The organism is Olsenella sp. AGMB03486 (assembly GCF_040884255.1).
Classification (GTDB): Bacteria; Actinomycetota; Coriobacteriia; order Coriobacteriales; family Atopobiaceae; genus Olsenella_L; species Olsenella_L kribbiana.
On record NZ_JBEVTM010000005.1, the window covers coordinates 37,060 to 61,769 of the forward strand.

At 60.3% G+C, this 24,710-nt stretch carries 22 protein-coding genes and 1 pseudogene; 6 read left to right on the top strand and 17 right to left on the bottom strand.

Annotated elements, in window-relative coordinates:
* Positions 1–27: 27 nt before the first annotated feature.
* The 5 genes from ABVS03_RS03700 to pepT all read right to left on the bottom strand — a co-directional run bounded on the left by ABVS03_RS03700 (position 28) and on the right by pepT (position 4,098).
* Positions 28–630: a lytic transglycosylase domain-containing protein gene (locus tag ABVS03_RS03700; RefSeq protein ID WP_368018091.1), complete on the bottom strand. Its 603-nt coding sequence runs from the start codon at positions 628–630 to the stop codon at positions 28–30.
* A complete protein-coding gene (gene coaE, locus ABVS03_RS03705; RefSeq protein ID WP_368018092.1) occupies positions 627–1,238 on the bottom strand; it encodes a dephospho-CoA kinase in 612 nt (203 codons plus the stop codon). The genes ABVS03_RS03700 and coaE overlap by 4 nt, the downstream gene beginning before the upstream one ends.
* 9 nt (positions 1,239–1,247) lie before the next feature.
* Complete coding sequence (locus ABVS03_RS03710) at positions 1,248–1,652, bottom strand: hypothetical protein (RefSeq protein WP_330971228.1); 405 nt, start codon at positions 1,650–1,652, stop codon at positions 1,248–1,250.
* Positions 1,653–1,766: 114 nt separating this feature from the next.
* Positions 1,767–2,831, bottom strand: coding sequence for a peptidase M42 (locus ABVS03_RS03715; protein WP_368018093.1), 1,065 nt, complete (start codon positions 2,829–2,831; stop codon positions 1,767–1,769).
* A 1-nt stretch (position 2,832) separates the two neighbouring features.
* Entirely contained in the window at positions 2,833–4,098 is a 1,266-nt protein-coding gene (gene pepT, locus ABVS03_RS03720; protein WP_368018094.1) for a peptidase T, read from the bottom strand.
* 251 nt (positions 4,099–4,349) lie between these two features.
* On the opposite strand from pepT, the pseudogene ABVS03_RS03725 reads away from it, so the two are divergent.
* From ABVS03_RS03725 to ABVS03_RS03745, 5 genes and pseudogenes are all read left to right on the top strand, one after another.
* Positions 4,350–6,103 (top strand): annotated as a pseudogene (locus ABVS03_RS03725) (ABC transporter substrate-binding protein).
* An 86-nt stretch (positions 6,104–6,189) separates the two neighbouring features.
* Positions 6,190–7,812, top strand: coding sequence for an ABC transporter substrate-binding protein (locus tag ABVS03_RS03730; RefSeq protein ID WP_368018095.1), 1,623 nt, complete (start codon positions 6,190–6,192; stop codon positions 7,810–7,812).
* A 296-nt stretch (positions 7,813–8,108) separates the two neighbouring features.
* The gene (locus ABVS03_RS03735; protein ID WP_368018096.1) at positions 8,109–9,533 is read left to right on the top strand and encodes an efflux RND transporter periplasmic adaptor subunit; all 1,425 of its coding nucleotides are present in this window, start codon (positions 8,109–8,111) and stop codon (positions 9,531–9,533) included.
* Complete coding sequence (locus ABVS03_RS03740; protein WP_330971234.1) at positions 9,530–10,261, top strand: ABC transporter ATP-binding protein; 732 nt, start codon at positions 9,530–9,532, stop codon at positions 10,259–10,261. Before ABVS03_RS03735 ends, ABVS03_RS03740 begins: the two co-directional genes overlap by 4 nt.
* Positions 10,258–11,481 (top strand): ABC transporter permease, encoded by a 1,224-nt coding sequence (locus ABVS03_RS03745; RefSeq protein WP_368018097.1) that lies wholly within the window; start codon positions 10,258–10,260, stop codon positions 11,479–11,481. Before ABVS03_RS03740 ends, ABVS03_RS03745 begins: the two co-directional genes overlap by 4 nt.
* Positions 11,482–11,558: 77 nt before the next feature.
* Here the strand turns inward: ABVS03_RS03745 and ABVS03_RS03750 are convergent, their stop codons facing one another.
* The 10 genes from ABVS03_RS03750 to ABVS03_RS03795 all read right to left on the bottom strand — a co-directional run bounded on the left by ABVS03_RS03750 (position 11,559) and on the right by ABVS03_RS03795 (position 22,591).
* Positions 11,559–12,626 carry an ABC transporter ATP-binding protein gene (locus tag ABVS03_RS03750; RefSeq protein ID WP_368018098.1) on the bottom strand — a complete coding sequence of 356 codons (1,068 nt, stop codon included), beginning with the start codon at positions 12,624–12,626 and terminating at the stop codon, positions 11,559–11,561.
* Position 12,627: 1 nt separating this feature from the next.
* The gene (locus tag ABVS03_RS03755) at positions 12,628–13,704 is read right to left on the bottom strand and encodes an ABC transporter ATP-binding protein (protein ID WP_330971237.1); all 1,077 of its coding nucleotides are present in this window, start codon (positions 13,702–13,704) and stop codon (positions 12,628–12,630) included.
* Between the two features lie 12 nt (positions 13,705–13,716).
* Positions 13,717–14,688 carry an ABC transporter permease gene (locus ABVS03_RS03760; protein WP_330971238.1) on the bottom strand — a complete coding sequence of 324 codons (972 nt, stop codon included), beginning with the start codon at positions 14,686–14,688 and terminating at the stop codon, positions 13,717–13,719.
* A complete protein-coding gene (locus tag ABVS03_RS03765; RefSeq protein ID WP_330971239.1) occupies positions 14,688–15,623 on the bottom strand; it encodes an ABC transporter permease in 936 nt (311 codons plus the stop codon). The genes ABVS03_RS03760 and ABVS03_RS03765 overlap by 1 nt, the downstream gene beginning before the upstream one ends.
* 201 nt (positions 15,624–15,824) lie before the next feature.
* Positions 15,825–17,465, bottom strand: a complete 1,641-nt coding sequence (locus tag ABVS03_RS03770) for an ABC transporter substrate-binding protein (protein ID WP_368018099.1) — start codon at positions 17,463–17,465, stop codon at positions 15,825–15,827.
* A gap of 276 nt (positions 17,466–17,741) precedes the next feature.
* A complete protein-coding gene (gene rpsA / locus ABVS03_RS03775; protein WP_330971241.1) occupies positions 17,742–18,929 on the bottom strand; it encodes a 30S ribosomal protein S1 in 1,188 nt (395 codons plus the stop codon).
* 354 nt (positions 18,930–19,283) lie between these two features.
* Positions 19,284–20,168, bottom strand: a complete 885-nt coding sequence (locus tag ABVS03_RS03780) for a PTS system mannose/fructose/sorbose family transporter subunit IID (protein WP_330971242.1) — start codon at positions 20,166–20,168, stop codon at positions 19,284–19,286.
* Positions 20,169–20,170: 2 nt separating this feature from the next.
* Positions 20,171–20,938 carry a PTS sugar transporter subunit IIC gene (locus ABVS03_RS03785; protein WP_330971243.1) on the bottom strand — a complete coding sequence of 256 codons (768 nt, stop codon included), beginning with the start codon at positions 20,936–20,938 and terminating at the stop codon, positions 20,171–20,173.
* A gap of 91 nt (positions 20,939–21,029) precedes the next feature.
* Complete coding sequence (locus ABVS03_RS03790; RefSeq protein ID WP_330971244.1) at positions 21,030–21,512, bottom strand: PTS sugar transporter subunit IIB; 483 nt, start codon at positions 21,510–21,512, stop codon at positions 21,030–21,032.
* Positions 21,513–21,625: 113 nt separating this feature from the next.
* Positions 21,626–22,591, bottom strand: a complete 966-nt coding sequence (locus tag ABVS03_RS03795; RefSeq protein ID WP_330971245.1) for a hypothetical protein — start codon at positions 22,589–22,591, stop codon at positions 21,626–21,628.
* A 317-nt stretch (positions 22,592–22,908) separates the two neighbouring features.
* On the opposite strand from ABVS03_RS03795, the gene ABVS03_RS03800 reads away from it, so the two are divergent.
* Complete coding sequence (locus tag ABVS03_RS03800; protein ID WP_330971246.1) at positions 22,909–23,691, top strand: HAD family hydrolase; 783 nt, start codon at positions 22,909–22,911, stop codon at positions 23,689–23,691.
* On the opposite strand, the gene ABVS03_RS03805 is transcribed toward ABVS03_RS03800, so the two are convergent.
* A complete protein-coding gene (locus ABVS03_RS03805) occupies positions 23,688–24,062 on the bottom strand; it encodes a heavy metal-associated domain-containing protein (RefSeq protein WP_330971247.1) in 375 nt (124 codons plus the stop codon). The two genes, ABVS03_RS03800 and ABVS03_RS03805, sit on opposite strands and share 4 nt — an antisense overlap.
* Positions 24,063–24,211: 149 nt before the next feature.
* On the bottom strand, positions 24,212–24,691 hold the full coding sequence (gene rnhA / locus ABVS03_RS03810; protein ID WP_368018166.1) for a ribonuclease HI: 480 nt from the start codon (positions 24,689–24,691) through the stop codon (positions 24,212–24,214).
* Positions 24,692–24,710: the final 19 nt, after the last annotated feature.

Consider the following 24,710-nt stretch of genomic DNA (forward strand, 5'->3'; position numbering starts at 1 on the left):
CAGGAACATCTGTTCTTGCAACAGAGCTCAGGCCTTTGCAGCAAGGCCTTCCGTATAGAGTGCCCGGTAGCGCTCATAGGCATTCTGGACCTTCTTGAGATAGGTCGCCGTCTCGGGATACTCCTGGGAAAGCTCCGAGATGGAGCCCGTGCCGAATGCGAGCCACTCCTTCACCTTGCCGATACCGGCATTGTAGGAAGCGATGACCTCATCCGTGCTGCCGAGCTCGTGCCTTGCAAGCTCGAGGTAGGCACAGCCGAACTCGATATTTGTCTCCGGATCATAGAGTGCATCTGCGCTGTACACGCTGCCATCCACATAGCCCTGGCGTATGAGCTCTTCTGCGGTTTCCGGCATGAGCTGCATGAGGCCACAGGCGCCGGCATCCGACGACACAGATGGATCCCAGTTGCTCTCGCACTTGATGACGGCACAGACAAGAAGCGGATCCACGTTGTGGCGCTCAGACGATGCGAGTATCGCCTCGTCGTAGGAGACAGGATAGGCAAGGCGCTCTGCCTTCTTCGCATAGGGCTCGAGATCGGCTCCGAAGAGCTGCCAGATGAAACCTGCCACCAGGACACAGACGATGATGCGCAGAAGGCAGCCGCCGCAGCCATGTGCCCTCATCGCGCCCTCCCCTGCCAGCCGGCAGCCTCACGCTTCTTCCACCATGCATCGAGCTGCGCCTTGAGCGCATCCTCGTCGCCGTCGTTCCTGAAGACGGTATCTGCCTTCTTTTCGAGGTAGGCATCGGTCGGCTGCTGGGCGACTCGATGGTCGAAATCGGCTCCGTCCATGCCACGCGCGATGGCACGCTCGCGGCGGAGTGCCAGAGGCGTGATCACGCAGGCAATCTCATCTGCCTCGTCGAAGTAGGACTCTGCCCTGTCAAGCAGAGGAATCTCGACGATTGCGACCTCGGCCTGTCCCTCGGAGAGGATGGCCTTCAAGGCACCTGTGATATGGGGAAGCTCGATGTCTTCGAGCCTCTTCGTCGAGGCTGCATCCTTGAAGGCCCGCTCTGCCAGAAGGTGGCGGTCGAGGATGCCGGTCGCAGGATCGACGAGATCGGATCCGAAGGCATCGGCAATCTCTCTAACGCACGGCTCTCCCGGCGCCAGGACGGCACGGGAGAGCTGGTCGAGATCTATGCGCAGGGCGCCCTTCTGGGCCAGATACCTGGCGGCAGAGGACTTGCCGGAGGCAGTGCCTCCGGCAAGGAAAAGGCGGTACATCGAATTCTCCTAGGAGCGCGTGTCGAACTTCTCATGGCAGCGCGGGCACGTGACGCGGATGGCGCCCTTGCCGCGCGGCACGCGGACCATCTGGCCGCAGTGCGGGCACTGGAGATGCCTGTACTGCTGCGACTCCTTCAGGGCAGCTGCCGGGTCGCGCAGCCACGGCGCGACGGGGCCGACGATCTTCACGAAGTGCTCATTCTGCTCCCTCAGCTGCTCGGATGCCGGTGCAAAGAAGCGGAAGAGGCCATAGGCGACGAAGGCCAGGACGACAATCGTGAGCCAGAGCTGGCTGGCGAAGATATTGATGATCAGGAGAATGAGCGCAGCGCAGAGCGATGCTACCGCAAGCTCGTCGGTGCCGTTCCTGCCGCGCATGAAATCGTTCAGGTTCTTGTTCCCCTTCTGCATGGGCCAGTCCTTCCTCAGTGCCGCTCCCGCGGGTCGTTCAGTCACTATCTATGATGCCCACATGGAGCAGCTCTTGCCACCATGTTTTCCCAAAGACCGAAAAGCACCACGAGGCTATGCGCGGCCCTGGCCCATGAGGTAGGCACGGGCAAGCTTTTCCGTCTCGACGAGCGCATCCACATGGCAGCGCTCGCGGCCATGCGTGTTCATGCAGGCCATGCCGAAAGCACCGGAAGCGAGATTGTTGCCGAGGACATAGGCAGCATTCGCATCCGTGGAGTAATGGAAGCAGACCTGCGTGTTCCAGTGTCCCGGCGTGCAGGCACTCTCGGCACAGCGGATGAGGCGGTTCGTGAGCTCCCAGTCATAGGGGCCCTTGTGGTCTGCGCAGATGATGCCGACATTGTGTTCGTCGGCATCGTAGTCAGGACCGATGAGCGTGATATCGAGCGCCACATACTCGGAGACCTCGGGGGGCACATATGCTCCGCCGTGCCCTATCTCCTCGTAGATCGGGAAGGCGAAGAGCGTCGTCACAGCGGGCTTCTGGCCGGTCTCATGGAGCCACAGGAGCGTATCGAGAAGCGCTGCCACGGCTCCCTTGTCGTCGATGAAGCGCGAGACGATATAGCCGTTATCGAAGGACTCGAAGTGCGGGTCGGGTGCCACGATGGCACCCTCGGTGATACCGAGCGCGCGGTCATCTTCAGGGGACTTCACGTCGCCTATGACGGAGACGAACATCGTATCCTCGGTGCGCTCGACGGTCTTCGCATCCTCGAAGACATGGACCGAGTGCTTCTCGCAGATGACCTGTCCTGGCACGACACGGCCATCGCGGCAATGGATGCGGCAGCACTCGCCCTCGAGCGAGTGGTAGTTGACGCCGCCAAGCTGGCGCACGCGGAGCGTCCCGTCGTCGTTGAAGCCACGGACGATGAGGCCGAGCGTATCGAGGTGGGCTCCCACCATCACGGTCTTGGACGTGTCCTCGCCCTCGACCTTCACATAGGCCGTTGCCTTGTTGTCCGTGTACATCTCATAGCCCCAGGAAGCGAGGCGGTCTTTGAGCCATGCATGGATCTCAGGGTAATAGCCGACAGGAGAGTCGACCGATATGAGCTCGCGCGTGAGGGCGAGAAGGTTCTCTGCCTTGACCTCGTTTGCCGTATCTGCCACCTTATGCCTCCTGCTTCTTTGCGTAGAGCTGCACGAGCTCCACGAGCATGTCCACCATTGCCTCGAGCTCCGGCACCGGCACGAACTCACGGACGCCGTGGGCGTTATAGTAGCCGGCACTCAGGTTGCAGCACGGGAAGCCACGGAAGCTGAGCTGGGAGCCGTCGGTGCCGCCCCTCATCGGGATGCAGCGCATGTCCTGGCCGATCTTGCCGTACGCCTCGCGGGCATTGTCGATGAGGTGCCTGTACTCGGGCTTCGTCACGACATCTGCGAGGTTATGGTACTGGTCGTGAATCTCGATCCTGAGCACCTCCTCGCCGTACTGGAGGTTCACGAGCTCGACCGCGCGGCGCATGAGCTCCTTCCTCTTCTCGACGAGCTCCTGCTTGTGGTCGCGGATGATGTAGTCGGCCTCGGCGACCTCGCAGTTGCCCTCGACGCGCTCGAGATAGTAGAACCCGTCATAGCCTTCCGTGTACTCTGGACGCTCCTGGGCAGGGATCATGCTGTGGAACTGCCAGATAGCCTCGGACGCATTGATCATGAGGCCCTTGGCCGTGCCAGTATGGACCGAGCGACCCGTTGCATAGACCTTCGCCTCGGCGGCATTGAACGTCTCGTAGCAGAACTCGCCGAGCGGTCCGCCGTCGATCGTGTAGCCATAGTCGGCACCGAACTTCTTGAGGTCGAGAAGGGCAGCACCGTGTCCCAGCTCCTCATCCGGCACGAACGAGAACGCAAGGCGCGGATGCGGAATCGAGGGGTCGTCCTTGAGACGCTTGAGCAGGCTCACCATCTCGGCGTCTCCTGCCTTGTCGTCGCCACCGAGAAGGGAGGTGCCATCGCTTGTCACGAGATCCCAGCCGACCATGTGCTCAAGTGCCGGGTTCGTCTTCGGACTGATCGTGACCGGCTTGCCATCGCGCCCGGTGCCGATCAGAAGCTCCCCTCCCTCGTAGTGCTTGATCTCGGGATGCACCTCATCGCCCCAGGTCTGCCAGGCCGTATCGATATGGCAGCAGAAGCCGAGGCACGGCAGGTCCTCGAGGCCTTCGCTTGCTGGCCAGTGGGCGATCACATAGGCATGCTCGTCGACAGAGACATCCTCTGCGCCAAGCTCCCTGAGGTCGTCTGCAATAGCGTTGGCAACAGCGAACTGCGTCTTCGTCGTCGGGATGTTCTCCGGCTTCGTGATATCCACCGAAGGGTCGGACTGCGAAGCGATTGCGCAATAGCGGACAAAGCGGTCGACTACATCGCTCATGGAAATCCTTTCTCTCGTTCTCAGACCTCTCCATTGTGCGCCGCCAGGGCAGGGCGCGCACGGGGCATCCATCAATTTTTGCGAGGTGGACATGTTTGCAGCTCCGTGTCGCCTGTTTCCATTTCGCTGCAATCTCAGAAGGCTTCGCCTCCATCGATAGTGCTGCGCCCCTGCAGCGCGTACCGTTCATCCTATGCACTTTATCGATAACCCGAGCTCCGGGCATCCCGGAGAGGCTGGAGCTGATCTTCATGGCCGGCCATCAGACCTTTGCCATCGCGCATGCGCTTCCGGCATCCCTCACGCGCCGCTCGTTCCTCAAAGGAGCGCTCGGCTCTGCCGTGGCGGCAGCTGCCATCAGCGCCACCGCCTGCTCCGGCGGAGAGGCTGCCTCCACCTCCGGCTCCTCCCCTGCCGTGCTCAAGGTCGGCGTCGAGAATCCGAAGGCCTCCTTCGATACGCAGACGACCTCTCTTACCTGGGGCGCCTCTGAGAATATCTGCGAGACGCTCGTCGAGCTCGATCCTGACACGCTCGAGGTGAAGCCGGTACTTCTGACGAAGCTTCCTGACGTCTCAGACGATGGCCTCACATACTCTTTCGAGCTCAAGGACGATATCAAGTTCCATGACGGACCGACGATGACAACAGAGGATGTCGAGTACTCGCTCACGAGGCTTCTGGCCGAGAAGGCAGAGGCAGACTCCTTTGTCTACATCGAGGGCGGCCAGGAAGTGCTCGACGGCACGGCCACGACGCTTTCCGGCTTCACCGCCACCGACAACACGCATTTCACGATCAGGCTGAAGCAGGTCTACTCCTCCTTCTTGAACATGCTCTGCCAGTTCTATGCCTCGATCTATCCGAAGGCAGCCTGCGAGGCGGCAGGGGATGCCTGGGGCCAGGGCACGAACTTCATAGGATCGGGCCCCTACAAGCTCGACTCGAACGATGATTCCTCAGAAGTCGTCCTCAAGGCCTTCGAGGACTGCCACGAGGGCAAGCCAGGCCTGGACGAGATCGATGTCTACTACATCGACGATGCGAACACCCGCATGATGAACTACAAGAACGGCGACATCGGCCTCTGCTTCTTCAGCACCTCGCTCCTGACACAGTACGAGGCAGACTCTAACGTGAAGGACCAGATCCAGATGTACATGCCGGGCTCCACGCAGTTCGTGAACTTGAACCTGAATGAGCCGAAGCTCCAGGATGCGCGCGCGAGGCACTCTCCTTCGCAATCAACCGCCAGGAGCTCGCAGACACCGTGCTTTCCGGCTCGGCCGAGCCCTGCTGTGGCTTCATCCCGCCCTCAGTCACGAACTCCGACGAAGGCGCCGATGTCCTCGAGTACGACCCCGAGAAGGCACGTGAGCTCCTCGCCGAGGCAAAAGTCACAGATCTTTCCCTCACCGCCCAGGTCAGGAGCCAGGACCAGTCTGTCATGGTCGCAATCCAGAACTACTGGAGCCAGATTGGCGTGAATCTCGATGTCCAGACCATCGATGCCGGCCTCTGGCGCGAGGAGCGTGCAAACGGCGCTCTCACGGTCACACTCGTGACCTGGTCGACACTCTCCTTCATCGGCGTGGAGTTCATGGCCTCATACTTCTACAGCTCGAATGCTTCCCAGCGCTCGAGCTTCTACAGCTCGTCTGCCTTCGACGGCTACGTCGATGCTGCCAGGACGACGCTCAACGAGGACGAGGCAAAGGAAGACACGATTGCCGCAGTCCGCCAGCTCGTCCGCACGGACTTCGCAACGATTCCTGTCGTGTGGCCGAAGACCCCCCTATGTCCTGCGCGAAGGCTACGATGGCCTCTCGGTCCTCGTGAACTTCCACTACAAGGACATGTCCAAGAGCGCCTGGAACTGAACGAAAGACACATCGCAAGCCGGTTGCACTCCAGCCTCTCCGAAAGCTGCTCCATTGCCGAAAGCAGCTTTCGGAGAGGCTGGAATTGTTACATGATGGGTCTCGAGGCATGGAAATCAATCTAATTCCTAGTAAAGTGTAGCCATTAATCTTGCATGTCCGGGGATGCTGCCCTGCCAAGCCGCAGAGCCGCCAAGAGAGAGGAACCCGCATGACCAACCCGAGACAGACGGTGCTCAGCCACATCCTGCCCGAAAGCGTCACAAGGCGCTCATTCCTGAGGGGAGCGCTCGGCGCCGCCGTTGCTGCCTCTGCAGCAGGCCTTGCCGCCTGCGGCGGCTCGAATGCCAGCACGTCCACGACCGACTCCTTCGTCCTCAAGGTCGGCACGACGAACTCGAAGACCTCGTTCGATACGCAGACGACGTCGAGCACCTGGGGTGCCTCGGAGAACATCTGCGACACGCTCGTGACGCTCAACACGAAGACGCTCGAGGTCGAGCCTCTGCTCGTGACCCAGCTGCCGACGGTGTCCGATGATGGCCTGACGTATTCCTTCGAGCTCAAGGACGGCATCAAGTTCCATGATGGCTCGACGATGACATCAGAGGATGTCGAGTACTCGCTCACGCGCCTTCTTGCCAAGAAGGCCGAGGCCGACTCCTTCGTCTACATCGAGGGCGGCCAGGAAGTGCTCGATGGAACAGCGGAGACGCTTTCCGGCTTCACCGTGGTCGATGATACGCACTTCACGATCAAGCTCCGTCAGGTCTACTCCTCCTTCCTCAACATGCTCTGCCAGTTCTATGCCTCGATCTATCCGAAGGCAGCCTGCGAGGCCGCAGGGGATGCCTGGGGCACCGGCACGAACTTCATCGGTTCCGGCCCCTTCTACCTCGAGTCGAACGATGAGTCCTCCGAAGTCGTGCTCAAGGCCTTCGAGGACTACCACCAGGGCAAGCCTGCCATCGACGAGGTCGACGTGCTCTACATCGATGACGCGAACACGCGCATGATGAACTACAAGAACGGCGATATCGACCTCTGCTTCTTCAGCACGTCGCTCCTGCAGCAGTATGAATCGGACGACGATGTGAAGGACCAAATCGTCTTCTACACGCCTGCTGCAACGCAGTTCGTGAACCTGAACCTCAATGAGCCGAAGCTCCAGGATGCCCGCGTCCGCCAGGCCCTCTCCCTCGCAATCAACCGCCAGGAGCTGGCAGATACGGTCCTTTCCGGTGCTGCCATCCCCTGCACGGGCTTCATCCCGCCCTCGGAGACCGGCTCCGACGAAGGCGCCGACATCCTCGAGTACGACCCCGAGAAGGCACGTGAGCTCCTCGCCGAGGCAGGAGCGGATGGCCTCTCCCTCACCGCCCAGGTCAGGAGCCAGGACCAGTCTGTCATGGTCGCAATCCAGAACTACTGGAGCCAGGTCGGCGTGAATGTCGATGTCCAGACCATCGATGCGGGCCTCTGGGCCGACTCCCGCAAGAACGGCACGCTCCAGGTCACGCTCGTGACCTGGTCGACGCTCTCGTTCGTCGGCGTCGAGCACATGGCATCCTACTTCTACAGCACGAATGCCTCCCAGCGCTCGAGCTTCTACAATTCATCTGCCTTCGACGGCTACGTCGATGCCGCACGTGCCTCCCTCGACGATGCGACGGCGAAGGAGAACACGATCAAGGCAGACAACCAGCTCGTCCGCACCGACTTCGGCACGATTCCTGTTGTCTGGCCGCAGAACCCGTATGTCCTGCGCAAGGGCTACGACGGCCTCGATATCTTGGTCGACTTCCACTTCAAGGGAATGACGTACAGCGCATAGCAGCTGGCAGGCATAGATTGGGCTTCTTGGGGAGGAGGGCATGCGCCCTCCTCCCTTTCTTTGTGCCTGCCTTACAGAGATGTAAGGAAAGAGACGGACATATCGATGGATAGATGGGAGGCGGAAAGAGACGATAGCATCGAGAAGCCAAAAATCCGCTGGCCGATATCTGGTTCCAGCGCCTCGCGCCTTCTGGCTTCTATGGGTACCTTTGATTCAAGCTTTCTTTCAGAACTGCATCCCCTATCTCTTATGTGTAATGGCCCCTCCCTCAGACAGACAAAGGAGCGTGCACCATGGCTGAGAACGAGCACGTGCCGGAAGACAGAGCGCCGAAGCCCCTCAATGTCCTGGCACCTGGCGAAGGACTCGGAAAGACGGCTGCCACGACACAGCTGCCACGCACCGAGGCCGAAGAGGATGCAGAAGGCCTTGCTGCCTTTGCTGCCTTGGAGCGCGTCCGCAGGGAGAAGAAGCGCAAGAAGCGTATCCGTGCCCTCATCGTCTGTGCTGTCATCGCGGCTGCTGCCGCAACGTTCATCCTGCCGCAGTTCTTCGCCTCTCAGGGCACCGGCACGATCGAGCACGTGACGACCTTCGTCTACAAGGGCGACCTCATCTCCTCGGTCACGGTCTCGGGCTCTGCCCAGCCGGTCTCGAGCACCGTCGTGACGCCTGAAGTGGATGGCATCATCCAGGATGTGCGGGTCTCGGAAGGCGACACCGTCAATGCAGGCGATGTCCTCTTCACCCTCAAGAACGACAGCCTCGACCGCGCCGTGACGCAGGCCCAGCAGGAGGCAGCCTCCGCCCAGCGCGCGCTCGACGATGCGAATGCTGCCTATGACCAGGCGTACCGCACGTACAAGAAAGCGCTGAACACCTGGAATAGCGCCAAGACTGCAGAAGAGCAGACCATGATGCAGGACCCGGACGATGTCTGGTACTCGACGGTCGTGCCTGCTGCAAGCTCGGTCGATGCTGCAAAGACGACGCTGGCAAATGCCCAGCAGGCTGTGGCCGATGCCCAGGCAACGGCTGACAAGCGCACGGTCACCGCTCCCGTCTCCGGTTCCGTCATCGCCGTCAATGCCCAGAATGGTGCCTCCTGGGGTGCCGCCGCTGCATCCGGCAGCGCAACGACAGGACCCCTTGTCCAGATAGCCGACCTTTCGCAGCTCCGCGTCACGACCTCGGTCGACGAGATGGATATCTCCTCGCTTGCTATCGGCCAGAGCGCCACGGTCACGTTCTCGGCACTGCCTGATGTCGCGCTCGAAGGCACGGTCGAGCGTGTCGCCACGGCCTCTGAGAGCTCGGAGAGCTATGGCTACGGCTACAGCAGCACAGCCACCTACAAGGTCTCCCTCATCATCCCCGCTCCCGATCCGCGCGTGAAGCCGGGCATGACAGCAGATGCGACCATCGTGACGCAGGATGTGCCCGACTCGCTGATCGTGCCGATCGCAGCGCTGCACGAGGCAGAAGACGGCTCCTCCTATGTCTGGATACTCAAGGGCAACGATCCTGCCCAGGAGGGAAGCTGGGAGAAGCGCACGGTCGAGATCCTTGCGAAGAACGCCGATGAAGCTGCCATCACGAACGTGAAGGAAGGCGACGAGGTCGATATCTCCGGCTACGATGCAGCAGATTCCGATTCCTCCTCATCCCCTGCCTTGGGCGAAGGTGCCACAGCAGGCTCGACGAAGGTCTCATCATGACCCCGATCATCGAGATGCAGGGCATACACCGCATCTACGACGAAGGAGGCATCCCGACCCATGCCCTGCGCGGCGTCTCGCTCACGGTGAAGCGTGGCGAGCTCCTGTCGATCATGGGGCCCTCCGGCTCCGGCAAGTCGACCCTCATGTACATCATGGGCTGCCTCGATACGCCGACCTCGGGCTCATACAAGCTCGAAGGCCTCGATGTCTCGAAGCTCACAGACGACGAGCTTGCCCAGATCCGCTCTGAGCGCATCGGCTTCGTCTTCCAGTCCTTCAACCTGCTGCCGCGGGCGACGGTGCTCCGCAATGTGATGCTGCCGCTCCTCTATGGCCCGCTGCCTCCGAAGGAGCGGGAGCAGCGGGCCTGCTCAGCCCTTGCCGCCGTCGGCCTTCCTGCCGAGTACTATGACCACCGCTCGAACGAGCTCTCAGGCGGCCAGATGCAGCGTGTCGCAATCGCCCGTGCCCTCGTGAACGACCCGGCGCTCATACTTGCCGATGAGCCGACCGGAAATCTCGACTCTGCAACGAGCCGCCTCATCCTCGAGACCTTCCTGAAGCTCAGGGATGAAGGAAAGACCATCGTCCTTATCACCCACGATGCGGAGGTCGCCTCCTGGACAGACCGCTGCGTCCATATCAGGGACGGACATCTGCTCACCGACGAGGAGGAACGGGCCTGGGTGGCCCAGTCCGGGTCCCACGAAAGGGGGCGCACATGAGAGCAAGAGACTACTTCGAGGAGACCTGGGAGGCGCTCGATGCGAACCGCGGGCGCTCCCTCCTCACGATTCTCGGCATTGTCATCGGTATCGCTGCCGTCATAACGATGACAGGGCTCATCGGCGGCGTCCGCGAGTCCATCATGGGCGAGATGGGCGCAAACCGTGCCCGGATCATCACGATCGGCGTGGGATCGGGCATCAAGAGCACCGACATCGACTCGCTCAAGCAGAGCGTGGACGGCTATGAAGCCATCAGCCTCACGAACAATGCCGGCGTCGACCTTTCGAACTCCTCGCAGAATGGCGGAAGCTCCGACTCCTATCTCCAGGTCCAGGGCGTCGAGGCCAGCTACTTCAAGATCATGGGCACGAAGCTCATTGCCGGCCGCTTCTTCACAGACATGGAGGACGAGGAAGCCGCGAACGTGGTCCTTGTCGACGAGGGGGCGGCAAAGAGGCTTACTGGCATGGACGCAGAGGATGCTGTCGGCCAGAAGGTACGCCTCGTCAATGCGAACTTCACGATCGTCGGCGTGTATGAATCTCAGGCAGGCTTGAGCTCGATCCTCACGTCCTACATGCCGTTCAAGACCTGTCAGAGGCGCCTCGGCTATCCAGGCTCTCCGGCATTCATGGCAATAGGCCTCGCCCGCAAGGACCAGGATGTGATGGAGCTTGTCGCAGAGACCGATGCCTGGGTCCAGAAGCACTATCACATCGAGAGCTCGGAAGACCATATGGGGCAATATGACGTATCAGCCATGCAGTCTGCGATCGATCAGGTCAATAGCGCGATGATGACGTTCCAGCTGCTCATGACAGCAGTGGCCTCCATCTCGCTTGTCGTCGGCGGCATCGGCATCATGAACATGATGCTCACAAATGTGACCGAACGCATCCGCGAGATAGGACTCAGGAAGGCGCTGGGTGCCCGGAGCTCCGACATCACGAAGCAGTTCCTGCTCGAGTCCGTGATCTTGTGCATCACGGGCGGCATCTTCGGCATCGTCTTCGGCTATCTCGGCTCTCTTGCCGTGGCGCAGCTGGCAGGCTCTCTTCTGGCCTCTGCCGGCTTCGGCGGCATCACGCCGGTGCTCGACCTTGCCTCGATCGCCATTGCGACCGGCATCTCGATCCTGATCGGCATCATCTTCGGCTACTACCCCGCACGCCGGGCTGCCAAGCTCGACCCGATCGAAGCACTCCGCTACCAGTAAGCATCAGCTTCAGGGCTACAAAGAGCGCGCCGGCACCCTCAGGATGCCGGCGCGCTTGCTCTCTATGGAGTCAGCTTCTAGGAGAGGGCATCTGCCTTCTCTTCTGCAACAAGCGTCTCGTTGAGTTCGAGCTGGCGCTCTGCCTCGGTGAGGTCCTTGTCGAAGAGGTGGCAGGCGCAGAAGTGGCCCGGCTCCACCTCGTGCATCTCGGGTGCACGCTCGGTGCAGACCTTCATGCAGCTCGTGCAGCGCGTATGGAAGACGCAGCCCTTCGGCGGATTCGTCGGGGATGGCACGTCGCCCTCGAGGATCTTCTTGTCCTGGATGCGCTCGTGGCGGATGCGGGGAATGACATCGAGCAGGGCCTTCGTATAGGGATGGAGCGGATTGGCGTAGAGGTCCTTCTTGGAGGCGAGCTCCATCGTGTGGCCGAGGTACATGACCATCACGGTGTCGGATATGTGCTTCACGACCGACAGATCATGGCTGATGAAGATGTAGGAGAGCCCGAGCTTCTTCTGGAGCTCTATGAGCAGGTTGATGACCTTGGCCTGGACGGAGACGTCGAGAGCCGAGACCGGCTCGTCGCAGACGACGATCTCAGGCTCGAGGACGATGGCACGGGCAATGCCGATGCGCTGGCGCTGGCCACCCGAGAACTCGTGCGGATAGCGGTACTTGAACTCGAGGTCGAGGCCGACGGCCTTCATGATTTCCTCGACGCGGGCATCGCGTTCTGCCTTCGTCTTGTAGGTACCTGCGATATCGATCGGCTCTGCGATGATGTCAGAGACGGTCATGCGCGGGTTCAGGGAGCTATAGGGGTCCTGGAAGATGAGCTTCATCTTCTGGCGTGCCTTCGTGAGCGCCTCTCCCTTGAGCGCCGTGAAATCCTCGCCGTCGAGGATGACCTTGCCCGACGTGGGCTCCGTGAGGCGCAGGATGCACTTGCCGGTCGTCGACTTGCCGCAGCCGGACTCGCCGACGATAGCAAACGTCTCGCCGCGGTGCAGCTCGAACGAGACATCCTCGAGGGCATGCACGACCTTGTCGGAGTGTCCGAACACGCCTGCCTTCACAGGATAGTGCTTCGTCAGATGCTCGACCTTGAGCACGACTCCATTGCTTTCTGCCTCGCTGCTCATGCTAGTCCTCCTTCCATGCATCGGTGTACTTCCAGCAGGCGACCTTGTGGTACTCGTCGCCGTCGATTGCCTCGAGCTTCGGGCACTGCTTGCGGCAGATGTCCTTTGCAAACGGGCACCTCGGGTTGAAGGGGCACCCATCCGGCAGCGCATTCAGCATCGGGACATTGCCTGGGATTGCATAGAGCGTATCCACGTCGTTGTCGAGAGACGGAATCGAGTTGATGAGGCCGACGGAGTAGGGATGCTTCGGATCGGTGAAGAGCGTTCCTGCCATCGTGTACTCGACGAGGTGTCCGGCGTACATGACGATGACCCAGTCAGCCATCTCGGAGACGACGCCCATGTCGTGGGTGATGAGCATGACAGCGGTGCCGAGCTCCGTCTTCATGCGGTCGATGAGCTGGAGGATCTGTGCCTGGATCGTTACGTCCAAAGCCGTAGTCGGCTCGTCGCAGATCAGGAGCGACGGCTGGCAGGCAAGAGCCATAGCGATCATGATGCGCTGGCGCATGCCGCCCGAGAGCTCATGCGGATAGCTCTTGAAGACCTTCTCCGGGGCGGGGATGCCGACAAGCTTGATCATCTCGAGAGCGCGCTTGTCTGCCTCTTCCTTTGCCATTCCCGGATTGTGCACGAGGATGCCCTCGCGAATCTGCTTTCCTGCCGTCATGACCGGGTTCAGCGACGTCATGGGCTCCTGGAAGATCATGCCAATCTTGGAGCCACGGTACTGGCGCATCTCATCCTCGGAGAGCTTCGTGAGATCGGTGCCCTCGAGCTTGATGGCGCCGCCCGTCACCTTTGCAGGCGGCTGGGGCAGAAGGCCCATGATCGAGAGCGCTGTCATCGACTTGCCGCAGCCGGACTCGCCGACGACAGCGAGCGTCTCGCCACGGCGCATGATGAAGGACAGATGCTGGATTGCGGGAAGGGCGCCATCTTCCGTGAAGAGCGTGACGCAGAGGTCGTCCACATCGAGCAGGACATCCTTCTTGTGAGCCTGCTTCTGCTGCCTCTCGAGCTCCTGCGCGTAGATGCGATCCGCTTCCGATATGGCATGTACGGTATCAGTCATGATGCTCCTCCCCTACGAACGCATCTTCGGGTCGAGCGCATCGCGGAGGGCGTCGCCGAAGAGGTTGAATGCCATGACCGTGATGATGATCGCGATGCCCGGTATAACGCTGTAGTAGGTATTGGACTGGATGTAGGGCTGGGAGGCCGAGATCATCTGGCCCCAGCTCGACATGGGCGGCTGGACGCCGAGGCCCAAGAACGAAAGCGATGCCTCGCTCATGATGGCAGAGGGGATGCCGAGCGTGGCCGTGACGATCAGGGTCGAGGCGCAGTTCGGGAGCAGATGGCGGGTGATGACACGCCAGCTCGAGCCGCCGGAAAGTATGCAGGACTGGATGTACTCAGAGCCCTTGAGGCGCATGACATCGCCGCGGATGAGTCGTGCTGTCGAGGTCCACATCAGAAGGCCGAGTGCGACATAGAGGTTGATGAGGCCAGGACCCATGACGTACATGACGACAATGGCGAAGAGGAGGAACGGGAAGCTCGAGAAGACCTGGATGATGAAGGAGATCACGGCATCCACAGCGCCTCCGAAGTATCCGGCACAGACGCCGGCAAAGAAGCCGATGAGCGTTGCGATGAGCTGGGAGACGACGCCGACGGAAAGCGAGACGCGGCAGCCATAGATGACACGGGACAGGATGTCGCGGCCATACTCGTCCGTACCGAAGAGATGCTCTGCCGAAGGTGCCTTGAGCATGTTCGAAAGCGTCTGGGCATCAGGATCGTAGGGTGCCAGCACCGGCGCCAGGATTGCGACGGCAATCAGGAAGATGATGATGCCGAGGCATACCATGCCGACACGGTTCTTCTTCATGATCTGCCAGGACACGGCCCAGTAGGTGGAAGCGCGCTTCGATCCGGCCTTGGCAGATCCTGCCTTGGCCGAAGCCTCGAGGTTGCCCCTTGCGATATCGTCTGCAATGCGCTCAGCATTCTGTGTGCGCTTGTCGTTCTTGTCGCTGTTCAAGAGTGCCATTATTCAGCAGCCTCCCCTCCGAGACGGATGCGCGGATCGACCACGGCATACAGGATGTCAACGATCAGATAGACGACCACGCATATGGCGGCAATGTACATGACGCCGCCCTGGATGAGCGGCAGGTCGCGCGCATTGATGGCATCGAGCAGGAGCTTGCCCATGCCCGGCAGCGCGAAGATGGACTCGATGAGGATCGATCCCGTGAAGATGTCGCCGAGCTGGGTGCCAGCAATCGTGATGATCGGGATCAGGGCATTGCGGAAGCCATGGCCGAGGATGACGGACCACTTCTTGAGGCCCTTTGCCTCTGCAGTCCTCATATAGTCCTGGTTCAGGACATCGAGCATCGAGGTGCGCGTGACACGGGCAATCGATGCTGCATAGCGCACGCCCAGAGCTATCGTCGGCAGAACGAAGGCCGCAGCCGACTTCGTGCCTGACAGCGGGAACCACTTGAGGTTCAGCGCAAAGACGATCTGGAGGATGATGGCCACCCAGAAGGCCGGTGCAGAGATGCCGAAGATGGCAAGTCCCATGAGGACACGGTCAAGCGCCTTGCCGTGGTTCACGGCAGCAAGCACGCCGAAGATGAGGCCCAGTGCCAGCGCGAACAGATACGCAAAGCCTGCGAGGCGCGCTGTCACGCCGAAGGCATTGCCCATGAGGACCGAGACTGCCTTCTTCTGCGTATATGAGGTGCCGAAGTTGCCCTGCAGCATGTTCGTGATCCAGCTGATGTACTGCTCCCACACCGGACGGTCGAGGCCCATGGTGTGGCGGACCTGCTGGACCGTGTTCTCATCGGCCATATCGCCCATCATGATGCGGACGGGGTCGCCTGGCACGATGTTCAGGACGAAAAAGGTGATTGCAGAGATGCACAGGATGACACCGAGTGCCTGCAGGATCCTCTTCACGAGGTAGCCCTTCATCGTCGCTCCTTCCCACGTGTTCTGTGGCTCGCAGCACGGAAAGGAAGGACGGCTCCCTTGGCCCTCGTCCTTTCTTTCTGTCCTGCAGCCCTCTCCTAAAGTGACGGGAGGATGCCCCGGAGAGGCACCCTCCCAATCAGCATAGACAGTTCAAGTTTCTATCTCGTATACGGCATGCAACCTTCAGAGACTTGATACCACCTACTCGACAGGGCTGTAGTCGTCCTTCGTCGTGTCGATGTCCACATCGAACATGTGGTAGATCAGGTTGCCGACCTTTGCGTTCAGGACGTAGTCCTTTGCAACGAGCTGGTTCTTCGGCCAGTAGAGCGGAAGCGTTGCATAGTCCTGGCGCGTGAGCAGATCGTCTGCCTGCTTGTAGAGGTCTGCACGCTCGGAGGAATCCTGGGAGACGCGGGCGCGGCTCACGAGATCGTCGAACGTCGCGTTGTTGTAGAACGAGGACTTCTTCGCAGCGTTGGCGCTGTAGAAGTACGTGTACATGTGGTTGTCTGCATCGGCATAGAGCGGGAACCAGCCGAGTGCGGTGATCTGAAGAGAGCCTGCTGCCCAGTCGGAAGACCAGACGCCGTTGTCCTCGACCTGGACGTCCAGGTTCACGCCAATCTCCTGCCACATGGCCTGGATTGCCACGAGCTGGCGCTGGTTGACGCCGCTCCTGACCTTGGCCGTGAGGGAGAGGTTCGTAGCGCCTGCGTCGGAGAGAAGCTGCTTTGCCTTCTCGACGTCGTACTCGAAGGCAGGTGCAGAATCGTCGTGGCCCGGCGTCTGAGGAGCAAGCCAGCCCGTAGCGACCGTGCCAGCGCCGTTGACGACGTTCTCGACGATCGAGTCGCGGTCGATGCCGAGGGACAGTGCCTGGCGGACACGGACATCCGTGAGGCCCATGCCGTCGGAGAGGTTCAGGTTCACGAACTGGACACCGAGCGTCTCATACTGGTTGATGAGCGGAGCGACTTCGGGGTCATTCTGGTACTGCTGCAGGAGCTCTGCGGACAGGTCGCAGTAGTCGATGTCGCCGTTCTTGAAGGCCATGAGCTTCGTGTTGTTGTCGTCGTAGAAGACATACTTCAGCTCGTCGAGCGCCGGCTTCCCGTCATGGTAGTCATCGAAGCGCTCCATATCGACCTCGGTCGTATCGTCGTTCGAGACGATCTTGTACTTGCCGGTGCCGATGAAGTTCGTGCCGGTGCCCCAGGCATCGCCTGCTGCCTCGCATGCCTCATGCGGGAAGATCTGGGCATAGGAGATGCCGAGGTTGTTGATGAAGGTGACCATCGGCGACACGATGTGGAACGTGAAATTGTAGTCGTCCTCGCACGTGATGCCTTCGTCGAGGTTGTCACGCTCGCCTGCGAGCATCTCCTTGGCGCCGACGATCATGTCGTACATATAGGTGGACTTGGCACCCGTCGACGGCGTCATCATGCGCTCGAACGTGTACTTGACGTCCTTCGAGGTGAGCTCGGTCCCATCGTGGAACTTGATGCCCTGCTTGAGCTTGCAGTGGAGCGTCACGCCGTCGGACTCGAACGTCGGGACCTCCTCGAGCAGGCAGGTGACAAGCTCGTTGTCCTCGTTCCAGCGCAGCGGAGCCTCGCAGACGGACTCGGAGATCGAGGACTCGGCGGAGTTCGTCGACTTCTGCATGTCCATGCCTTCCTTGGCATTGGACTGACCGAAGCGCAGGATCTTCTTCTTGTCGCCGGATTCAGTCGTGGCCGTGCCAGAGCCACCGCAGGCAGCAAGGCCCAGAGCAGCAGCGCCAGCACCTGCGAGGGCAGAGCCCTTCACGAAGCTGCGACGTGTCACATTCTTCATGTTTGTCCCTTTCTGTGTTCTCCCCTTCCGGGCACAAGGCCCGAAAGCCACACTGGAAGCAGACGCCTCCAGAGTTATGCAGGTAACAAAGTAGCCTATTGCTTCCTGAAAGGAGCTGTTCGGGCAGGAGCTTAACGGGCAGTTTACATTTTCATGGAAACGGGACCTGAATCGTAGCCAGCTGTCCCGATTCGTTCACGCCCCGTAACGAGACAGAAAAAGCGGCAGGAAGCTACCTGGCTTCCTGCCGCTTGGGCAGCACTATGGAGCTAGAAGCTACTCGGCGTCCTTCTCAGCCTCTGCCTCAGCAGGAGCCTCCTCGCCTTCCGGCTTGTCGAGCGGCTTGACCTCGACCTCGACGCCCAGCGTCTCGGCAGCAGCCTTCATGGACAGGGAGATACGACGACGATCGAGATCGATCTCCATGACCTTCACCTGGACCTTGTCGCCGACCTTGCAGACCTGCGACGGAGCGTCGACGTGCTGCTTGGCCATCTCGGAGATGTGCACGAGACCCTCGATGCCATCGCCGAGGTCGACGAATGCGCCGAAGGTGACGAGCTTCGTGACAGTGCCCTCGACAATAGCGCCGACCGGGTACTTCTTGACGAGGGAGCGCCAAGGATCTTCCTGAGTCTGCTTGAGACCGAGGGAGATGCGCTCGCGATTGAGGTCGACGTCGAGCACCTGAACCTCGACTTCCTGGCCGACCTTGACAACCTCGGAAGGATGGTTGACATGGTTCCAGGAGAGCTCGGAGATGTGGATGAGTCCGTCGATGCCGCCGAGGTCGACGAATGCGCCGAAGTCGACAATCGAGGAGACGGTGCCCTTGAGACGCATGCCCGGCTTGAGCTTCGAGAGGATCTCGGAGCGCTCTGCCTTGCGTGCCTCTTCGAGGACGACGCGGCGGGAGAGGACGACGTTGTTGCGGTTGCGGTCCATCTCGATGACACGGGCCTCGATGCGGGTGCCGAGGTAGGCGTTGAGGTCCTTGACCCTGCGGAGGTCAACGAGGGAAGCAGGCAGGAAGCCACGGAGGCCGATGTCGAGAATGAGGCCGCCCTTGACAACCTCGATGACCTCGCCCTCGACGTTCTCGCCCTTGTTGAACTTCTCCTCGACGCGGTTCCAGGCGCGCTCGTACTCAGCACGACGCTTGGAGAGGATCAGACGGCCTTCCTTGTCCTCCTTCTGGAGAACGAGAGCCTCGATCGTGTCGCCGAGCTTCACGATGTCAGCAGGATTGACGTCCTTGCGGATGGACAGCTCGCGGGCAGGAATGACGCCTTCGGACTTGTAGCCGATGTCAAGCAGAACCTCATCATGCTCGATCTTGACGACCTCACCGGTCACCAGGTCGCCCTCATCGAAATCGGTGACGGAGCCGTCGATGAGGTTGTTCATCTCCTCATCGGACACATCATCCAGGGAGAAGATGGACGAGTTCTGAATCTCACTCAAAGGTGGACCCCTTTCGGAAACGGGGCCCCGGTCGTCATGATTGCCGCTTGCCGTGCGGAGAGGCGCTATAGTGCACCAGACACAGACCGCAGAAATTGCATGCTCTCGGGGGCCAACAGATACAGGTACACGACGTTATCGTCATGCAGTATTAAGAGTATCTTCATCGGCGAAGAAATTGCAAGCTCGCAGGGCGAATCTCCCGATATTTCTGGGAGGTGACCCATGCTTTCTTTATATGGCAACTCTAGATATATCTATTCTTACTATGCCTGCATCAGAGACTCTCCACAAAAGAGCCTGGCCTCCCCTTCCAGGGAAGCCAGGTCTTGAAAAGCTCCTGTTGCGCTGAACCTATGCTGCAGACACCGTGAGGATGCCGCAGAAGTAGCCGACGATCGCGATGACGAGGAAGAGCAGCATCGTCTTGCCAGCAGACCAGTTCTTCTTCACCATGAGCCAGTACGTGATGAACGACAGAATCAGGACCGGAAGGCCCGGCATGATGGAGTTCAGGATCGTGCCGAGGTTGATCGAGAGGTCGCCGCTCGTATAGGTCCAGCCGATGTTGAACTGGGCATAGGAAGCCGTGATGGCGCCGACGACCACAAGGCCGATCGTCTCAGCGGCGCGGGTGACCTTGTCCTTGATGCCGCCAGAGAGAATCTTCTCGGCTGCATTCGCGCCTGCCTTCACGCCGTAGCTGAAGAGGAACCACGTGAGCGGCAGCATGATTGCGAGGAACACGACGATGTAGAAGATCGGTCCCGTGAGCTCGCCGTTCGGGCACATGCCGAGTGCGATGGAAAGCAGGATCGGGATGAGCGTGCCCGGAAGGAGCGAGTCGCCGATGCCGGCGAACGGGCCCATGAGGGCAGTCTTGATCGCGTTGATGAACTCAGGCGTGATGTCCTCGTTGCCTTCTGCGCGTGCTGCCTCCATGCCGACGACGATGCCCGGCACGATCGAGCCGAGGTACGGCTCGGTGTTGAAGAACACCTCATGGCGCTGGAGCATCTCCTGCTGAGCTTCCTTGTCGCCCGGATAGAGGTCTTCACGGATGTCGCCGAGCATCTTGATGATGGCAGGCCCCTGCATCCTCTCGAAGTTCTGCACGGACAGGTTCCAGAACATCCAGTCCCAGTAGGCCTTGCGGATCGCCTTCTGGCTCAGATGCTTGGCACCACCCATCTCGGTCGAGTCTTCGATCTCCTGCTCGATATTCTTGGCTTCAGACATGGCTATTCCTCGCTTTCAGAGACGGGGGCGGCAGTGCTCTTGTACTGCATATAGGCGATGCAGAGCGCCAGAACGACGATGGAGATCATGTCGAGGCCCAGAGACTTCACAAGCACGAAGCCGACGCAGAAGAGGATGAGCTCGAGGTCGGTCTTGCAGATCATACGCATGAGGAGCATGAAGCCGACGAGCGGGAGCATGTTCGCGAAGATCTGGAGGATGTCGGTGACCTGGGTCGGCATCATAGCGACAAGCTGGGAGATGAGATCGGCACCGAAGTAGTTGATGAGAAGGATCGGGAAGAAGCGCAGGACGAAGTTCGTAATCTGGCCAATCACCGGGATGCGGGCAGCCTGATCGAGCTTTCCTGCATCGACGAGCTCATCCTGCTTGTGGACGAAGAACAGGTTGATAGCGCAGAGGCCATAGACTGCCAGGACGCCGAGCGTCGAGAGCGGCACAGCGAGGGCAAGCGCATATTCCTTGCCGGCGCCTGCGACCATAGCGAGAGGGATGCCAATCCAGGCCGCAAAGTTCACGTCGGCCGGCATCGTGCCGCCCGGGGTCACGAGGCCGATATAGAGCATCTGGATGGCAGCGCCCATGATGATGCCGGTCTGCACATCGCCCAGGATGAGGCCGATGATCATGCCGGAGACGAGAGGCCTGCCGATCGTATACCAGCCGGCAAGGCCGCCGATGAGGACAGGCGAATAGATCGATCCCATCCATCCGAAGAGTGCAAGAAGAAATGCCTGGAAGAATGTCATACGATGCCTCCTTGATAGCACGTCCCCAGCTCCCCGCTGCGCAGGGAGTCAAAGACGCTCATGCATTCAGTTCTTCTTTCAGCCAGACCGCCTAGAAGCGGTCCTCGACATCAGCCCATTCGATGCGGGGCTGGCTTGGCACCTGCTGGAAATAGATGTGGGCACCCTTTGCGACGCTGGCTTTCACTGCCTCTGCCTCCTTGGGCAGGAGATGGCAGGCTGCGTGCACCTCTGTCGTGCCCTTGCGCTTCGACATCGGGCCGACATTGAGCTCCTTCGGCATGTTCGGAACCTTCTCCAGGAGCTGGGCATAGACCTCCGGCGACTTCATGAGCACGAGTGTGCGCACGTCGTCGTTCATTGCCGCCTCGATCTTCGGCACCGCCTGGTCGACGGTATAGACGTTGGCATGCATGGATGGCGGAACGGCTGTCTTGAACACTGCCTTCAGAACAGAATTCGTGGCCGTGAAATCATCCACGACGATGATGCGGTCGATCTTCTGGTCCTTCACGACGACAGTCATGGTCTGGCCATGGATGAGCCTGTCATCGCAGCGTACAAGCGCTATCATCTCTCCTCCTTCTCTTGTAAGTGCGCCAGAAGCTGGCCTCGCCTCTGGCAGCTATCTCTCGGAGCCCTGCGCGCCAAAGCTCCGCCTGGAACCTGGAACATATGCCAGCTGCGCTAGGCAGCGGCTTTCAGAAGGACGCTTTCCCTCACCTCGGCCGAGACGATGGCGCGGCGCCCTTCGGATGACTGTTCGAAATAGATGACGGGGACAGAAGCGCTCCCCTTCTTCCTGAATCCAGCCATAGCCTCGCGTACCGCTTCGAAGCGGCCCGTCCGGCTGCTGGAGAATCCGGTGAACATGAAGAAGATCGCTTCGATCGTGAAAAGCTGCATCAGGAAAGACAGAAGTTCCGACAGGGTATCTGCGAAGGAGGGGCCTGCGGCGGGTCCGAGCGTCTCTGTAAGGTCGGCAGAGCTGCCTCCGCGCAGGTTCACGGTCTGTCCCTTCTGGGCGATGCTCACCCGCACGCGCGAGCCGAAGGCCACGAGCAGGTGGTTGTCGCGCACGGTCTCCGCCTGCCGGCTCAAGATCTCTGCTTCCGCACACTCCTGCTCATCGCGTTCGCATACCGGCACCCCGTAGCGTTCCTTGAGCTGACGCAGAAGATGCGCACGTGCCTCCCTGTCATCGGCACCAGGTGCACCATCGCACCAGACAACGCCGATGCCGCGGAGCTCCCGTCCGAAGGATGTCGGATCGGGCAGGACATGGCAGATGCGCTTCAATGTCTTCTCTGCCGTTTCGGCATAGGCAAGCGGCACCGATGCCGTCTCCTTGAGGCTGAAATCGAAGAGATGGACCACGAGGCCGTAGCACTCGAACTCAATCAGGGCGACGATGCCGTAGCTTGGATTGATGATGATAGGGATGCGGCTCCTGCCCTCTGTCGCGACAAGCGCCGTATCCTCGGCGAGGATGCCGACCGTCATGAGGTAGGCGACGACTCGTGTCACCGTGGCCGTCGAAAGCCCTGATTGCTCGGCAATCTCTGTCCGTGAGGGATGGCCGGCATCGAGGACGCACTGAATCACGAGGCGCCTGTTTGCCATGACCACTTCGGTCGGACCCAGCTTCCCCACAGTGCACCCCCGTTCCACTTGCTCAAGAACCTGCTGGCCACATGCTTAATTTCACTTTGAAAATAGCGCATCCCAAGACACCTGAATGCCTTGGGAACCGTATTTCCCGCTCAGCGACAACCATAGCGCGGCAGACGGCATATAAGGCTTCCCGCGCATGAAAGGAAGGATGCAGACAGGTTTCCAGCCAGGGACGCTCCTGTTGCCCTGGACCTCCGAATGGTCTATTCCTGCACCTTCGTCCTATCCTCTGCATAGATGAGCTGCAGGCGGGGAACGGTGTAGTAGAGGTTTCGGCAATTCCGGAGGGTGCTTCGATGATCAAGGCGGTCCTATACGACCTGGACGATACGCTGCTCAATATCAATCTGACTGCGTTTGTGGCCCAGTATCTCTCGGGCGAGGCGAAGCTGCTCTCGAAGATAGCAGGAATCCCCTATCCGAAGACGATGCTCGCAATCACCCAGGCCTACCTGGCAGTTGATAGCCAGGAGCGCACCGATGACCTCACGAACCGCCAGCTCTTCGATTCCATCGTGTACGCCCGTACCGGCATCCCCCTGGCAGATCCTGCGATTGCCGATGCCGTGACGTGCTACGAGGAGACAGAGCTCCCGATGATGCGCGACGGCCTTGTCCAGGCACGTCCGCGTGCCGGCGTCCGCGAGGCGCTCGAAGCCACGAAGAGCCTGGGCCTCATCTCGGCCCTGGCAACGAATCCCCTGTTCTCGCTTGCGACGGACGAAGTCCGCATGGTCTGGGCGGGCGTCACGGACGACGACTTTGCCGCCATCTCGACGCTTGACAACTCGAAGCGCTCGAAGCCGTCAGCCCGCTACTACGAGGAGTTCTGCGCAAGCATCGGGTGCACGCCTGACGAGTGCCTCATGGTCGGAAACGATGCCCGCCGCGACTTCCCGCATCCCGATATCGGACTGCCGACAGCCTATGTCGGCCATGCCTGGCCGAAGCGCGCCATGTTCCGCGGCGACCTCCTGAGCTTTGCAGAAGCCCTCCCAGGCATCGTGGCGTATCTTGACGCCGCCGACACCCAGAAGGGCTGTCTGAACAATATGCCTGATGGAAAGGGCGAGGCCTAGGCGAGCCTGTATCCTGCTTCCTTGACCGCACGGGCAAGTGCCGCCTCGTCGATCTCCTTTTTCGAGCGCACATGTGCCGTGCCGGAAGCAAGGTCGACCGTTGCCCAGGTCCCATCGACAGAATCGAGCGCATTCGTCACATTGCGGGCGCAGTTCTCGCAGTGCATGCCCTTCACGGCAAGATCTGCCACATACGGGTAGTGCGACTCATCCGTATCCTCGATCCTGCGGGTCGGGAACGTCTTGGCACCATCCTTCTTGGCACCAGAGCAGCAGTCGCGCTTGCCAGAGAATGTCTGGCCGGCACGGCGCGCCGCAAAGAAGAAGGCAACCGCGACAATCGCGATGATGATGATATCGACAGCACTCATAGGCACTCCTTTGTCCCTGTCTGTTTGATGATGCTAACTTAACACCCCTGAGGGGTATATGCAAGAACCACAAAGCTCTCCCCAGAGCAGACACAAAAGAGGGACAGGATGGATATCCCGCCCCTCAAGAGAATCTGCTTGCCTGTACCCTATCCAGCAAATCCCGGATCTTCTGCCCAGGATGCACGGTCATCTGCTGCCGTCGTTGCCAGCTCATCGCAGCGTTCGTTGAACTCGTGGCCTGCATGCCCCTTGACCCAGATGAAGCTCACGTCGTGCGGACGCATCGCATCGAGAAGACGCCGCCAGAGATCGGGGTTCTTGACCGGCTGCTTCGAGGCGGTCTTCCATCCCCTCTTCTGCCAGCCTTCGACCCAATGCTTGTTGAACGCGTTCACGACATACTGCGAATCGGAGTGGAGCTCGACCGTGCAGGGACGCTTGAGCGCCTCGAGCGCGACGATCGCTCCCATGAGCTCCATGCGATTGTTCGTCGTGAGCCTGTATCCCTGCGAGAACTCGCGCCTGTGGACCTCGCCCTTCGAATCCGTGAAGAGAAGCACAGCGCCGTAGCCGCCCGGTCCCGGGTTTCCCCTGCTCGAACCATCCGCATAGATGGTGACCTGCATGCGCCGGGGAGCCTGAGAC

What these genes read in the sequence shown, in the direction of transcription:
- ABVS03_RS03760 (WP_330971238.1), bottom strand. Translation starts at nt 14,688, where the DNA reads ATGGCACTCTTGAACAGCGACAAGAACGACAAGCGCACACAGAATGCT.
- ABVS03_RS03730 (WP_368018095.1), top strand. Translation starts at nt 6,190, where the DNA reads ATGACCAACCCGAGACAGACGGTGCTCAGCCACATCCTGCCCGAAAGC.
- ABVS03_RS03805 (WP_330971247.1), bottom strand. Translation starts at nt 24,062, where the DNA reads ATGAGTGCTGTCGATATCATCATCATCGCGATTGTCGCGGTTGCCTTC.
- ABVS03_RS03785 (WP_330971243.1), bottom strand. Translation starts at nt 20,938, where the DNA reads ATGACATTCTTCCAGGCATTTCTTCTTGCACTCTTCGGATGGATGGGA.
- ABVS03_RS03700 (WP_368018091.1), bottom strand. Translation starts at nt 630, where the DNA reads ATGAGGGCACATGGCTGCGGCGGCTGCCTTCTGCGCATCATCGTCTGT.
- ABVS03_RS03740 (WP_330971234.1), top strand. Translation starts at nt 9,530, where the DNA reads ATGACCCCGATCATCGAGATGCAGGGCATACACCGCATCTACGACGAA.
- pepT (WP_368018094.1), bottom strand. Translation starts at nt 4,098, where the DNA reads ATGAGCGATGTAGTCGACCGCTTTGTCCGCTATTGCGCAATCGCTTCG.
- ABVS03_RS03765 (WP_330971239.1), bottom strand. Translation starts at nt 15,623, where the DNA reads ATGAAGGGCTACCTCGTGAAGAGGATCCTGCAGGCACTCGGTGTCATC.
- ABVS03_RS03735 (WP_368018096.1), top strand. Translation starts at nt 8,109, where the DNA reads ATGGCTGAGAACGAGCACGTGCCGGAAGACAGAGCGCCGAAGCCCCTC.
- ABVS03_RS03750 (WP_368018098.1), bottom strand. Translation starts at nt 12,626, where the DNA reads ATGAGCAGCGAGGCAGAAAGCAATGGAGTCGTGCTCAAGGTCGAGCAT.
- rnhA (WP_368018166.1), bottom strand. Translation starts at nt 24,691, where the DNA reads ATGCAGGTCACCATCTATGCGGATGGTTCGAGCAGGGGAAACCCGGGA.
- ABVS03_RS03790 (WP_330971244.1), bottom strand. Translation starts at nt 21,512, where the DNA reads ATGATAGCGCTTGTACGCTGCGATGACAGGCTCATCCATGGCCAGACC.
- ABVS03_RS03800 (WP_330971246.1), top strand. Translation starts at nt 22,909, where the DNA reads ATGATCAAGGCGGTCCTATACGACCTGGACGATACGCTGCTCAATATC.
- coaE (WP_368018092.1), bottom strand. Translation starts at nt 1,238, where the DNA reads ATGTACCGCCTTTTCCTTGCCGGAGGCACTGCCTCCGGCAAGTCCTCT.
- ABVS03_RS03755 (WP_330971237.1), bottom strand. Translation starts at nt 13,704, where the DNA reads ATGACTGATACCGTACATGCCATATCGGAAGCGGATCGCATCTACGCG.
- ABVS03_RS03745 (WP_368018097.1), top strand. Translation starts at nt 10,258, where the DNA reads ATGAGAGCAAGAGACTACTTCGAGGAGACCTGGGAGGCGCTCGATGCG.
- ABVS03_RS03710 (WP_330971228.1), bottom strand. Translation starts at nt 1,652, where the DNA reads ATGCAGAAGGGGAACAAGAACCTGAACGATTTCATGCGCGGCAGGAAC.
- ABVS03_RS03780 (WP_330971242.1), bottom strand. Translation starts at nt 20,168, where the DNA reads ATGTCTGAAGCCAAGAATATCGAGCAGGAGATCGAAGACTCGACCGAG.
- ABVS03_RS03770 (WP_368018099.1), bottom strand. Translation starts at nt 17,465, where the DNA reads ATGAAGAATGTGACACGTCGCAGCTTCGTGAAGGGCTCTGCCCTCGCA.